12 protein-coding genes are annotated in these 12,429 nt (G+C 64.4%); 5 read left to right on the top strand and 7 right to left on the bottom strand.

Annotated features, from left to right (window positions below):
- Positions 1-89 precede the first annotated feature (89 nt).
- On the top strand, positions 90-1,571 hold the full coding sequence (gene xylB, locus LPA34_RS08160) for a xylulokinase (RefSeq protein WP_228976840.1): 1,482 nt from the start codon (positions 90-92) through the stop codon (positions 1,569-1,571).
- A 144-nt stretch (positions 1,572-1,715) separates the two neighbouring features.
- Complete coding sequence (locus tag LPA34_RS08155; protein ID WP_228976839.1) at positions 1,716-2,699, top strand: sugar-binding transcriptional regulator; 984 nt, start codon at positions 1,716-1,718, stop codon at positions 2,697-2,699.
- 112 nt (positions 2,700-2,811) lie between these two features.
- Here LPA34_RS08155 and LPA34_RS08150 read toward each other — a convergent pair whose 3' ends face one another.
- The 6 genes from LPA34_RS08150 to LPA34_RS08125 form a co-directional block, all read right to left on the bottom strand.
- A complete protein-coding gene (locus tag LPA34_RS08150; protein WP_228976836.1) occupies positions 2,812-3,921 on the bottom strand; it encodes an ABC transporter ATP-binding protein in 1,110 nt (369 codons plus the stop codon).
- A gap of 65 nt (positions 3,922-3,986) precedes the next feature.
- On the bottom strand, positions 3,987-4,676 hold the full coding sequence (locus LPA34_RS08145) for an HAD family hydrolase (RefSeq protein ID WP_228976834.1): 690 nt from the start codon (positions 4,674-4,676) through the stop codon (positions 3,987-3,989).
- Positions 4,673-5,536 carry a carbohydrate ABC transporter permease gene (locus tag LPA34_RS08140; RefSeq protein WP_407672546.1) on the bottom strand — a complete coding sequence of 288 codons (864 nt, stop codon included), beginning with the start codon at positions 5,534-5,536 and terminating at the stop codon, positions 4,673-4,675. The genes LPA34_RS08145 and LPA34_RS08140 overlap by 4 nt, the downstream gene beginning before the upstream one ends.
- Complete coding sequence (locus LPA34_RS08135) at positions 5,533-6,468, bottom strand: carbohydrate ABC transporter permease (protein WP_407672545.1); 936 nt, start codon at positions 6,466-6,468, stop codon at positions 5,533-5,535. The genes LPA34_RS08140 and LPA34_RS08135 overlap by 4 nt, the downstream gene beginning before the upstream one ends.
- Before the next feature lie 113 nt (positions 6,469-6,581).
- A complete protein-coding gene (locus LPA34_RS08130) occupies positions 6,582-7,904 on the bottom strand; it encodes an ABC transporter substrate-binding protein (protein ID WP_228976830.1) in 1,323 nt (440 codons plus the stop codon).
- A gap of 67 nt (positions 7,905-7,971) precedes the next feature.
- Positions 7,972-8,802 carry an L-iditol 2-dehydrogenase gene (locus LPA34_RS08125; RefSeq protein WP_228976828.1) on the bottom strand — a complete coding sequence of 277 codons (831 nt, stop codon included), beginning with the start codon at positions 8,800-8,802 and terminating at the stop codon, positions 7,972-7,974.
- A gap of 275 nt (positions 8,803-9,077) precedes the next feature.
- On the opposite strand from LPA34_RS08125, the gene LPA34_RS08120 reads away from it, so the two are divergent.
- From LPA34_RS08120 to LPA34_RS08110, 3 genes are read left to right on the top strand one after another with little or no spacing between them, the layout of a single operon-like run.
- Positions 9,078-10,025, top strand: coding sequence for a metal ABC transporter solute-binding protein (locus LPA34_RS08120; RefSeq protein ID WP_411178880.1), 948 nt, complete (start codon positions 9,078-9,080; stop codon positions 10,023-10,025).
- Entirely contained in the window at positions 10,022-10,945 is a 924-nt protein-coding gene (locus LPA34_RS08115; protein WP_228976826.1) for an ABC transporter ATP-binding protein, read from the top strand. The genes LPA34_RS08120 and LPA34_RS08115 overlap by 4 nt, the downstream gene beginning before the upstream one ends.
- Positions 10,938-11,720 carry a metal ABC transporter permease gene (locus LPA34_RS08110; RefSeq protein WP_228976825.1) on the top strand — a complete coding sequence of 261 codons (783 nt, stop codon included), beginning with the start codon at positions 10,938-10,940 and terminating at the stop codon, positions 11,718-11,720. The genes LPA34_RS08115 and LPA34_RS08110 overlap by 8 nt, the downstream gene beginning before the upstream one ends.
- Positions 11,721-11,797: 77 nt before the next feature.
- On the opposite strand, the gene fghA is transcribed toward LPA34_RS08110, so the two are convergent.
- On the bottom strand, positions 11,798-12,429 hold a 632-nt coding region (gene fghA / locus LPA34_RS08105; protein WP_228976823.1), incomplete at its 5' end, for an S-formylglutathione hydrolase.

Below are 12,429 nucleotides of genomic sequence, written 5' to 3'. Positions count from 1 at the left end.
GCATGCACGCGAGCCAGGTCTAATGCGCATGGCGACGGCCGCCGTGTGCGGATAAAGTAGCGCATCCCAATGACGAAGGTTCCGCGCCCATGTATCTCGGCATCGACCTCGGCACGTCCGAAGTAAAAGTCCTGCTGCTCGCACCCACCGGGCGCGTGATCGGCACCGCGGGCTCACCGTTCACCGTTTCGCGTCCGCATCAGCGTTGGGCCGAGCAGAATCCGGCCGACTGGTGGGACGGCACACGCGCCGCGCTCGCCGCGCTGCGTGCACGTCATCCCGACGAATTCGCGCAGATTCGCGGCATCGGCCTGTCGGGCCAGATGCACGGCGCCGTGCTGCTCGATGCTGAAGATCGCGTACTGCGCCCGGCGATCCTGTGGAACGACATGCGCAGCGTCGACGAATGCGGCGAGCTGACCGCACGCGCGCCCGAGCTGCATCGCATCGCGGGCAATCTCGCGATGCCCGGCTTCACCGCGCCGAAGCTGCTGTGGGTACAGCGGCACGAACCTGAACGCTTCCGCAAGACGGCCTGCGTGCTGCTGCCGAAGGATTACCTGCGTCTGATGCTCACCGGCGAGAAAGTGTCCGATCCGTCGGATGCGGCCGGCACGCTGTGGCTCGACGTCGCGAAGCGCGACTGGTCGGACGCGTTGCTCGCCGCGTGCGACATGCGTCGCGCGCAGATGCCGCGGCTTGCCGAAGGCAGCGCGCCGTCGGGCACGTTACGGCCGCAGGTGGCACGCGAATTCGGCCTGAAGGACGGCGTCGTGGTGGCGGCCGGCGGAGGCGACAACGCGACCAGCGCGATCGGCATCGGCGCGATCCAGCCGGGCGACGGCTTCGTGTCGCTCGGGACGTCAGGCGTGCTGTGCGTGGTCGGCGACCGGTTCCGGCCGAACCCTTCATCGGCGGTACACGCGTTCTGTCATGCGATTCCTGATCGCTGGCATCAGATGAGCGTGGTGCTCTCGGCGGCAAGCTGTCTGCGCTGGGTCTGCAAGCTCACATCGACCGACGAGCCGACGCTGCTCGCCGAAGTCGCCGCCCTTCCGCACGACGCGCTCGCTACCGCGCCGCTCTTTCTGCCCTATCTCTCGGGCGAACGCACGCCGCACAACGACCCGTACGCACAGGGCGTGTTCTTCGGCATGACGCACGCGACCGATCGCGCGCTGCTTGGCTACGCCGTGCTCGAAGGCGTGACGCTCGCGCTCACCGATGGCCTCGACGCGCTGCGTGCCGCCGGCACCGAAGCGCGCGCGCTGTCGCTGATCGGCGGCGGCGCGCGCAGCAACTACTGGGCGCAACTGCTCGCCGACGCGCTCGACACACCGACGCGCAAGCACGGCGGCGGTGAAACCGGCGCGGCACTCGGCGCGGCCCGGCTCGGCTGGCTCGCAGCCGGCGGCGATCCAGCGACCGTGCTGACGAAGCCGCCCGTCGAAATCGAATTCACACCGGACCCCGCACGGCATGCCGCGTTGCGCGCACGGCTCGACGCGTACCGCGCGCTCTACCGGCATGTGCGGCCGCTCTTCGATCCGGCGCGCGCGCCACTGGCGTGAGCCATTGATGTGCGCGCGTCCGGCGTCTGGACGCGCAACTGGTTTTAGAAAGACGACTGCTATCATCGGCGCGCGACCGATTTCCGTTCGTCGCCGCACCGAACCCTGTCACGCGGCGCAAGCCGCTCACGTCAAAGATCCATCGTGTCCAGGTCTACCGAAAAACTCGATCTCGCCACCCGCGCCGCGTGGCTCTATTACGTCGCGGGCAACACCCAGAACGAGATCGCGGAAAAGCTCCAGGTGTCGCGCCCGGTCGCGCAGCGGCTCGTCGCGTTCGCGGTCGAAAAGAACCTGATTCGCGTGCGCGTCGATCATCAGCTGGCCGACTGCCTCGCGCTTGCCGACCAGCTGTCGAAGCGCTACGGGTTGTCGTTCTGCGAAATCGTCCCGGTCGACGACGACACGCCCGAAGAGATCGACCGCAAGCTGGCCGTCGCCGGCGCGCAGGTGATGGAGCGCTATCTGCTCGAGGAAAAGCCGATGATCGTCGCGGTGAGCAGCGGGCGTACGCTGAAGGCCGCCGTCGACCAGATCGCGCAGCTCGACCGGCCGCAGCACCGGCTGGTGTCGATGGTGGGCGCGATCGCGCAGGACGGCTCGTCGAACCGCTACGACGTCGCGCTGCATATCTCCGAGAAAACCGGCGGCAAGCACTTTTTGCTGCCCGCGCCGCTCATCGCCGATAACGAAGCCGAGCGCGCGCAGTGGGTCAATCACCGGCTGTATCGCATCGTCGAATCGCTGTCGGGGTCGGCGGATGTCGCGTTTGTCGGAATCGGCAATATCGGGCCGGACTGTCCGCTGCATGAGGACGGGTTCATCACGTCGGCCGAAGTGAAGGATCTGGTTCAGCGCGGCGCGGTGGCGGAAATGCTGGGGCTGCCGATCAGCGCATCGGGCGCGCGGGTCGTCTCGCCGACCGGCAATCGCGTCACGAGCCTCTATCTGGATTCGCCGCCGAAACGGCCGACGATCGGCTTCGCCGGCGGCGAGCGCAAACGCGATGCGGTAATCGCGGCGTTGAAGGGCGGCTGGCTGTCGGGTCTGGTGACCGACGAACGCTGCGCGCGCGCGGCGCTGGAAGAGGGAACACAAGAGGCGGCCAAAACCGGCCGCAAGCGCTAACGCAAAAAAAGCCGCGCCGCCGGGGAGACAGCAGACGGCGCAGCAGTCAGTTGCCCGTTCAGGTCTTGCAGCGCGGCTGGAGTGAACACCGCGCTGCAGGCACCCCGAAGCGTCAGGCCGCCAGCACTTCGATGATCTTGCGCTCGAACGCCTGACCGTCAGCATCGAACAGATGGCAGTGATCCGGCGTGGCGCCCAGCTTCAACGTCTCGCCACGTTCATGGCGCTCCAGCGGCGGAATACGCGCGATGACGCCATCTGGTGCCACGCTCGATTCGGCATACAGATACGCCGCATCGCCGAGCGATTCGATCGCCATCGTCTTCACCGAAACACCGTATTCGCCCGAATTCACGTGCGTGTGTTCAGGCCGGATACCGACCGTCACCTTGTCGCCCTCCTTCACCTTCGAAGGCTCCACGGCCACGCGCTGCATTTCGCCCGTGTCGTAGCGCACCGTCACGCCCTCGGCTGTCACCGACTGCACCGTGCCTTCGAAGAAGTTCATCTTCGGCGAACCGATAAAGCCCGCGACAAAACGGTTCGCCGGCGCGTGATACAGGCGGTTCGGGCTGCCGACCTGCTCGATGTTCCCCGCCGACAGCACGACGATCTTGTCGGCGAGCGTCATGGCTTCGACCTGATCGTGCGTCACGTAGATCATCGTGGTCTTCAGTTCGTCGTGCAGGCGTGCGAATTCGAGGCGCATCTTCACGCGCAATGCCGCATCGAGATTCGACAACGGTTCGTCGAACAGGAACACTTTCGGCTTGCGCGTGATCGCGCGGCCAATCGCGACGCGTTGACGCTGGCCGCCCGACAGCTGCTTCGGCTTGCGGTCGAGCAGATGGTCGATGTGCAGGATCTTCGCTGCGTTGCGTACGGCTGCGTCGATTTCCGGCTTTTTCGTGCCGGCGAGTTTCAGGCCGAAGGCCATGTTGTCGTACAGCGTCATGTGCGGATAAAGCGCGTACGACTGGAACACCATCGCGATGCCGCGTTTGGCCGGCGGAATGTCGTTCACGCGCACGCCGTCGATGTTCAGGTCGCCGCTGCTGATGTCCTCGAGGCCGGCGATCATGCGCATCAGCGTCGATTTTCCGCAGCCGCTCGGGCCGACGAATACGACGAACTCGCCGTCCGCGATGTCGAGGTTGATGTTGCGCATCACTTCGGTTTCGTCGTAGCGCTTCGCGATGTCGCGCAGGGTCAGGCTTGCCATGATGTGTCTCCCGATGGTGCTGCTGGTGCTTCCACTTTCACGTTAATCGTGCGCGCCGCTTCGCATCAATGCGAGCCGATGGCGACGCGCTCCATCCATTGTGTGACGAATACCGGCAGTTGTCGCATGTCGTCGAACACATGTACCGCACCGGCTGCGCGCAGCGCCTCGATTTGCACCTCGCTCGCGTGGCCGCCGCCGATAAAGCCGATCACCGTCATGCCGGCCGCGTTCGCCGCGCTCACGCCAGTCACGCTGTCTTCGACGACGAGACATGCGTCCGGCGTCAGATTCAAACCGCGCGCGGCCGCCAGATAGACGTCAGGCGCGGGCTTCGGGTGCGCCACGCTGTCGGCGCAAAACACGCGCTCGCCGAAAAATTCGACGAGCCCGGTACGCGCCAGCACCGCCTGCACGTAGGCCGTGTTGCTGTTGCTCGCACAGGCCTTGCGCAGCGCAATCTGCCCAAGCGCCGCGACGATGCCCTCGACGAGCGGCGCTTCCATCGCGCCGGCGCTCACCGCTTCGCGGATCGCTTCGATATCGGCGGCGCTCAGCGTGCGCTCGAGACGCGCGGCCGTCGCATCGAGCACGTGCTCGGTGCGCATGCCGAGCAGCGGCATCACCACAGGCGCGACATCCGCGTCGGGCCAGCGCGATTCCAGCTCGTGCACGAGCATCCGGGCGGCGATCGCTTCACTGTCGATCAGCACACCGTCGCAATCGCAGATCAGCGCGTGAGTCGACACGGTCATTTGACCGCCCCGAACGTCAGGCCGCGCACCAGCTGCTTCTGCGACAGCCAGCCGACGATCAGGATCGGCGCGACCGCCAGCAGCGAAGCCGCCGAGAGCTTGGCCCAGAAGAGGCCTTCAGGACTCGAATACGAAGCGATGAAAACCGTCAGCGGCGCGGCGTTCGAACTCGACAGGTTGATGCTCCAGAACGCTTCGTTCCACGACAGGATCACGAGCAGCAGCGACGTCGACGCAAGACCTGGCAATGACATCGGCATCAGCAGATAGACGATTTCCTGCCACGTCGCCGCGCCGTCGATCCGTCCTGCTTCGAGAATGTCGCGCGGTATTTCAGCGAAGTACGTGAACGACATCCAGACCGCGATCGGCAGGTTGATGAGCGTATAGACGATCACAAGGCCGGACACCGTGTCGAGCAGTCCGGTGTCTTTCCACAGCAGATAGATCGGCACCAGCACGCCGACGGACGGCATCATCTTCGTCGACAGCATCCACAGCAGCACTTTCTGCGTGCGGCGCGTCGGGAAGAACGCCATCGCGTACGCGGCCGGCACGGCGAGGATCAGGCACAGCACCGTCACGCCCACGGAAATCAGGATCGAATTCCATGCGAACGCAAAGTAATTGCTGCGCGCGAACACCTCGCGAAAGCTGTCGAGCGTCGGCGTGAAAAAGAGCGACGACGAATACGCCTGCTGCTCCGTCTTGAACGCGGTGATCGTCATCCAGAAGATCGGGAAGAACAGCAGCAACGCTATGAACCATGCGAGGATGCCGGGGATGCTGCGTCGAAGCTTCGCCATCGGCGAATTGATCGACGAAGCAGGTGCAGCGGAAGTGGCAGCAAGCTGGCTCATTTTTCGTACTCCCCTTTCAGGTTCTTCGCGAGCATACGCACGAGGAAGATCGACACGATATTCGCCAGCACCACCGCGAGAATCCCGCCAGCGGAAGCCAGCCCGACGTCGAACTGCTGAAGCCCGAGCGAGTAGATCAGGTACGACAGATTGGTTGTCGCCGTGCCCGGACCGCCACCCGTCGTCGTATAGATTTCAGCAAAGATCGACAGCAGGAAAATCGTTTCCATCATCACCACCACCGCGATCGCGCGTCGCAGATGAGGCAGCGTGATGTAGAAGAACATCGAGATCGGGCCGGCGCCGTCGATACGCGCCGCTTCCTTCTGTTCCTGATCGAGCGACTGGATCGCCGTGAAGAGAATCAGGAACGCGAACGGCAGCCACTGCCACGCGACGATCATCACGATGGCGGTCAGCGGATAGTTGGCGAACCAGTCGACCGGCGTGAGACCGATCGCGCGCATGCCTTGCGCGACGAGACCGTACACCGGATGCAGGATCATGTTCTTCCAGATCAGCGCGCTGACCGTCGGCATCACGAAGAACGGCGCGATGGCGAGCAGACGCGCCACGCCCATGCCGTAGAACTTGCGGTCGAACAGCACCGACATCAGGATTCCGCCGACCACGGTAATGATCAGCACCGAGCCGATCAGCTCCAGCGTGATCAGGATCGACGGTCCAAAGGCCGGATCGGTGGCGAGATACTTGTAGTTGTCCAGACCCGCGAAACCCTTCAGATCGGGATTGAGCAGGTTGTAGCGCGAGAACGAAAACCAGATCGTCATCGCGAGCGGAATCACCATCCACAACACCAGAACGGCAACCGATGGCGAAACCAGCCAGCGTGCGGACGCCGCCTTGCGGGTCTCGCGTTCCTTTTCGGTCTGGGGATGAACTTGCATGAGAGGAAGGCGCAGATGACGCATGATCGGACCACCTGTCTGGTAGTACGCGGGCTGCAGGACACCGGCAGCCCGCTGAGCTGCTGCGTTCCGGCTGACGCGTGAACGTCAGCCGGCGCTTTGACCGCGGGTTACTTCTACTTCTGGTAACCCGCCTGACGCACGGCGCGATCGGCGGTTGCCTGACCGGCTGCGAGCGCCTGATCGACCGTCATCTGGCCTGCTATGGCACCCGAGATGCTCTGGCCGACCACCGTACCGAACGACTGGAACTCCGGGATGCCGACGAACTGCACACCGGTGTACGGCACGGGCTTCGCGGTCGGATGATTCGGGTCCGCCGTTTCAATTGCCTTCAGCACGAAGCTCGCGAACGGCGCGGCCTTCTGGTACTCGGGACGCGCATACGTCGACTGACGCGTGCCCGGCGGCACCGATGCCCAGCCTTCATCCTTCGCGACGAGCTCGATGTACTGCTTCGAGGTCGCCCACGAGATGAACTTCTTCGCGGCTTCCTGCTGCTTCGACGACTTCGGAATCGCCAGCGCCCACGACCACAGCCAGTGCGACCCGTTCGGCGTGACTTCCGTCGGCGCCGCGGCGAAACCGATCTTGTCGGCGACCTGCGACTGCGACTTGTTGTAGAGCATGCCGGCCGCGACCGTCGCGTCGATCCACATCGCGCACTTGCCCGAGGACATCAGCGTCAGGTTTTCGTTGAAGCCATTCGAGCTGGCTCCCGGAGGGCCGTCTTTCTTCAGCAGGTCGACGTAGAAGTTCACCGCCTTCTTCCATTCCGGCGACGTCAGCTGCGCGTGCCACTTTTCGTCGAACCAGCGGCCGCCGAACGTGTTGACGAGCGTTGTCACGTACGCCATGTTTTCGCCCCAGCCCGCCTTGCCGCGCAGACAGATGCCGTATGTGCCGCTGGCCTTGTCGGTGAGCTTGTCGGCGAACTCCTTGATCTGGTCGTAGGTCGGCTGGTCGGGCATCTTCAGGCCCTTCGCCGCGAACAGGTCCTTGCGGTAGAACGTCATCGAGCTTTCGACGTAGAACGGCAGCGCGTACAACTGGTTGTTGTACGACAGGCCGTCGCGCGCGCTCTTCACGACGTCGTTGAGATCGTAGTCGGCGGAGAGGCCCGAGATCGGCGCGAGCCAGCCGCGCTTGCCCCACTGCGGTGCTTCATACGTGCCGATCATCATCACGTCGAACTGGCCGCTGTTGGTCGTGATATCGGTCGTGGCGCGCTGGCGCAGCACGTTTTCCTCGAGAATCACCCAGTTCAGCTTGACGTCCGGATTGGCCTGCTCGAAGTTCGACGAGAGCTTCTTCAGTTCGATCATGTCCGGGTTGTTGAGGGCTGCGATCGTGACGGTCGCGGCCGATGCGTTCAACGCGGCACACGCGGCCGCACTGGCGCCGAATAGCTTGAGCGCGGTCTGCAAGGCGGGTTTCATGGTTGTCTCCTTCTGGATTAGTCGTTCTTCGTGTGATGCTTCTGGCGGATGGGTACAGCGTGCTGGTTCAGCTCATCCAGTTGCCGCCGTCGACGTTGAGCGTCTGGGCGGTGATGTAATCGGCGTCGGCGGAGGCCAGGAACAGCGCCGCGCCGGTCAGGTCGTCCGGCACGCCCATGCGGCCGAGCGGCACCGCTTCGCCGACAAGACGCTTCTTCTCGCCGGGCGGACGGTTTTCATAGCGTGCGAAGAGGGCATCGACCTCCGTCCACATCGGCGTATCCACGACGCCCGGTGCAATGCCGTTCACATTGATCTTGTGCGGCGCGAGTGCGAGCGCGGCGGATTGCGTATAGCTCAGCACGGCGGCCTTGGTCGCGCAGTAATGCGACACGAGCGCCTCGCCGCGGCGGCCTGCCTGCGACGACATGTTGATGATCTTGCCGCCCTGCCCCTGCTCGACCATCTGCTGCGCGACCCGCTGCATCAGAAAGAACATGCCCTTCACGTTGACTGCGAAGAGACGGTCGAACACATCCCAGGATTCGTCGAGGATCGGGCGCATGTCGAAAAGCGCCGCGTTGTTGAAGAGAATGTCGATGCGGCCAAAGCGCCCGAGCGTAGCCGACACGATGCGCTCGATGTCGTCGCGCCGCGTGACGTCGGCGGAAACCGTCAGCACGCGCTCGCCGTGGCTTTGCGTCAGCGCCTGCGCGAACCCGCTCGCGGGCTTCACGTCGACGAGCACGCAGCGCGCGCCTTCGTCGAGATAGCGCCGGGCCACTGCTTCGCCGATTCCGCTGCCTGCACCAGTCAGGATCGCCACTTTGTCCTGCAATCGCGCGTTCAATGCTGTCTCCAGTTCCTTCGATATTCCGCGCAGTGAGCGAACGCCCATTACGCGAACAATTGCTCTGTTGGTGATCGAATGATCGGATACGCAATGGGTCATGTCAAGGCGCAATGCAGGATTTCGATGCTGCAACGCGGCAGTGTTTACCCGCCTCCAGCCTGGCTCTCCCCGCACTGAACAGCTCGCAAGCAAACGCGCTATACCAAAAAATTCGCGATATGTTATATCATTCTCGACTCGCGACAGGATGAGGTCGGCTTCGAATCTGTCTGTCCGCCTGCACGCGCCCTCGCCCATCTTTCAAGGACCCGACGACTATGATGAGAACACCTGGCTCGCTGTGGAATCGCGTGCGGCACGCGCGCGTCGTATCGACGTGTCTGGCAGCGGGCGCGCTCATGCTGGCGGCCGGCCATCCCGCCTTTGCCGCCGACGTGAAGATTCCAGTGGTGGCCGCGGAGAATTTCTACGGCGATGTCGTGCGTCAACTGGGCGGCGATCATGTGAGCGTGGTGAGCATCCTCAGCAATCCGGATCAGGATCCGCACCTGTTCGAGGCCAGCCCGAAGACGGCACGCGCGTTGCAGAACGCGAGCCTTGTCGTGTACAACGGCGCCGACTACGATCCGTGGATGACGAAGCTGCTCGGCGCATCGAAGAACACGAAGCGCACGACGATCGTCGCGGCGGACCTCACCGACCACAAGAGCGGCGACAATCCGCATCTCTGGTACGCGCCCGGCACGATGCCGGCGGTGGCGCGCGCGGTAAGCGCGGCGCTCGTCGCCGCCGATCCTTCGAACAAAACGGCGTACGATGCGAACCTCGCGACGTTTCTGGATTCGCTGAAGCCGGTCGATGCGAAGATCGCCGCGTTGCGCGCCAGCTATGCGCACGCGCCCGTCACAGCGACGGAGCCGGTTTTTGGCTACATGTCGGACGCAATCGGTCTGGACATGCGGAACATGCGTTTCCAGCTCGCCGCGATGAATGACACGGAAGCGAGCGCATCGGATATCGCCGCGTTCGAGCGCGATCTGCGTGGCAAACGCGTGCGCGTACTGATCTACAACAGCCAGGCAACCGAGGCGCTCACGAAACGCATGTTGAAGCTCGCGCAGCAGTCGAACGTGCCGACGGTCAGCGTCACCGAGACGCAGCCGGCCGGCAAGACGTTCCAGCAATGGATGCTGTCGCAACTCGACGACCTCGGCATGGCGCTAGCAAAGGGCGATGCTACTGGCAACGCAAAGGGACAATCGCAATGACACCGACTGGCGCCGCGCCGCGCGGCTCCGCACCTGTGCTCGAACTCGATCGCGTCACGCTCGAGATGGGCGGCCGCGCGATCCTGAGCGACGCGAGCCTCGTCGTGAACCAGAACGAGTTCATCGGCGTGCTCGGGCCGAACGGCGCGGGCAAGACCACCCTGATGCGCGCGGTGCTCGGTCTCGTGCCGGCCGCGAACGGCGCGATCCGCGTGCTGGGCGAGACGGTCGAACGGGGCAATCCGTCGATCGGCTATATGCCGCAGACGCGCAGCGCGCTCGCCGGCCGCCGCGTGCGGGGCCGCGATTTCGTCGCGATGGCCGCCGATGGACATCGCTGGGGCCTGCCGCATCACAACGCGAAGGCACGCAAGGAAGTCGATCGCGTGCTCGAACTGGTCGGCGCGCGCGAACTCGCGATGCGGCCATTGTCGGAGCTGTCGGGCGGCGAGCGTCAGCGGCTGCTGCTTGCGCAATGTCTGCTCGGCAATCCGCGTCTGCTGCTGCTCGACGAACCGCTCATCAGCCTCGATCCGCATCATCAGAAAAACGTCGTCGAACTTGTGCGGCGGGTGCAGCAGGAACTCGGCATCACCGTGCTCTTCTCCGCGCACGAACTGAATCCGCTGCTGCACGCGCTCGACCGCGTGCTGTATCTCGGCAGCGGCGTGGCGGCGCTCGGCACCGTCGATGAAGTGATCACGAAGCCCGTGCTGTCGCGGCTCTATGGCTCGGCGATCGACGTGATGCGCGTGAACGGCCGCATCTTCGTGATGTCCGGCGACGTCGAAGTCGAAAAGCACGATCACGAACACGAAGACGATCATGGCCACGACCACGGCAGCGGCCACGCGCACGGTCATGACCACGGACATGCGCATTCACACGCAAAGACGCACGGACACACGCACGATGTTTGAATACGATTTCATGGTGAACGCATTCGCCGCGTCGGGGATCGTCGCGGTGCTGGCGGGCATCGTCGGCTATTTTCTGGTGATGCGCGGGCAGACGTTCGCCGGCCATGCGCTCTCGCACGTCGGTTTTACCGGCGCGACCGGCGCCGTGCTGATCGGCGTCTCGCCGATCTGGGGGATGATCGGCTTCACGCTCGCCGCGGGTGTCGGCATGGGCGCGCTCGGTGAGCGGCTGGCCGGACGCGACGTCGCGATTGGCGTGATTCTCTCGCTCGCGCTCGGCTTCGGCCTGCTGTTCCTGCACTTCTTCACCGCGTACGCGACGCAGGTCACCGCGCTGCTGTTCGGCAACGTGCTCGGCGTGAATACGTCGACGCTCGCGGTGCTCACCGGCCTCGGCATCGTCAGTCTGCTGGCGCTCGCGGCGATCATGCGGCCGCTGCTGTTCGCGTCGTTGCAGCCGGAACTCGCCGAAGCGAAAGGCGTATCGCTGCGGCTCGTCTCGGTGCTGTTTCTTGCGATCGCGGCGCTCGCCGTCGCGGCGTGTACGCAGATCGTCGGCGTGCTGCTGGTGTTCACGCTGATGGTGGGCCCGGCGGCGGCCGCGCAGAATTTCACGACGCGGCTTTCCAGCGGCCTCGTTCTCGCCGCGCTGCTCGCGCTCGCGCAGGCGTGGCTTGGCGTCACGCTCGCCTTCTACACCGACTGGCCGACGAGCTTCTGGATCACCGCGTTGGCTGCGCTGGTATACGGGGCGAGTTTGTTGCGCCAGCGCTAGCCTTCGGTTTCGCCCGCAACAAAGGGACGCCGCAGATGATCCGGCGTCCCTTTGTCACGTCTGGCTGAACGCGGCGCCTACCCGAACAGCACCTTCGCGTGATGCGCGAGATGATCCTCGATGAAACTCTGGATGAAGTAGTAACCGTGATCGTAGCCTTCATGCCGACGCAGCGTCAGCGGTTGTCCCGCGGCGCGGCACGCCGCTTCGAACACATCCGGATTGAGCTGTTCGGCGAGAAACTGGTCCGACAAACCCTGGTCGATCAGGATGCCTTCGGCGAACCGGTGCGAAGCGCGCGCCACCAGTTCGCTCGAATCGTACTGCTGCCACGCGCCGCGATCTTCGCCGAGATAGCCCGTGAACGCCTTCACGCCCCAAGGACACCGCGACGGCGCCGCGATCGGCGCGAACGCCGACACCGAGCGGAAGATCTCCGGATTACGCAGCGCGATCATCAACGCGCCGTGCCCACCCATCGAGTGACCGAAAATGCCAAGTCGTTCGCCATCGATCGCGAGATTCGTCAGCACGGTTTCGCGCAGCTCGTCGCGCACGTACGAGTACATGCGGAAATGCTTCGACCACGGTTCCTGCGTCGCGTCGACGTAGAAACCCGCGCCGACGCCGAAGTCCCACGCCGCGCTTTCGTTCGGGATGCCGGCGCCGCGCGGGCTCGTATCCGGCGCGATCAATGCGATGCCATGTT

This window comes from Paraburkholderia gardini (assembly GCF_907164575.1).
GTDB classification, from domain to species: Bacteria; Pseudomonadota; Gammaproteobacteria; order Burkholderiales; family Burkholderiaceae; genus Paraburkholderia; species Paraburkholderia gardini.
This window is presented reverse-complemented; position numbering and strand designations above follow the sequence as displayed.

What these genes read in the sequence shown, in the direction of transcription:
- xylB (WP_228976840.1), top strand. Translation starts at nt 90, where the DNA reads ATGTATCTCGGCATCGACCTCGGCACGTCCGAAGTAAAAGTCCTGCTG.
- LPA34_RS08150 (WP_228976836.1), bottom strand. Translation starts at nt 3,921, where the DNA reads ATGGCAAGCCTGACCCTGCGCGACATCGCGAAGCGCTACGACGAAACC.
- LPA34_RS08145 (WP_228976834.1), bottom strand. Translation starts at nt 4,676, where the DNA reads ATGACCGTGTCGACTCACGCGCTGATCTGCGATTGCGACGGTGTGCTG.
- LPA34_RS08140 (WP_407672546.1), bottom strand. Translation starts at nt 5,536, where the DNA reads ATGAGCCAGCTTGCTGCCACTTCCGCTGCACCTGCTTCGTCGATCAAT.
- LPA34_RS08135 (WP_407672545.1), bottom strand. Translation starts at nt 6,468, where the DNA reads ATGCGTCATCTGCGCCTTCCTCTCATGCAAGTTCATCCCCAGACCGAA.
- LPA34_RS08130 (WP_228976830.1), bottom strand. Translation starts at nt 7,904, where the DNA reads ATGAAACCCGCCTTGCAGACCGCGCTCAAGCTATTCGGCGCCAGTGCG.
- LPA34_RS08125 (WP_228976828.1), bottom strand. Translation starts at nt 8,802, where the DNA reads ATGGGCGTTCGCTCACTGCGCGGAATATCGAAGGAACTGGAGACAGCA.
- LPA34_RS08120 (WP_411178880.1), top strand. Translation starts at nt 9,078, where the DNA reads ATGAGAACACCTGGCTCGCTGTGGAATCGCGTGCGGCACGCGCGCGTC.
- LPA34_RS08115 (WP_228976826.1), top strand. Translation starts at nt 10,022, where the DNA reads ATGACACCGACTGGCGCCGCGCCGCGCGGCTCCGCACCTGTGCTCGAA.
- LPA34_RS08110 (WP_228976825.1), top strand. Translation starts at nt 10,938, where the DNA reads ATGTTTGAATACGATTTCATGGTGAACGCATTCGCCGCGTCGGGGATC.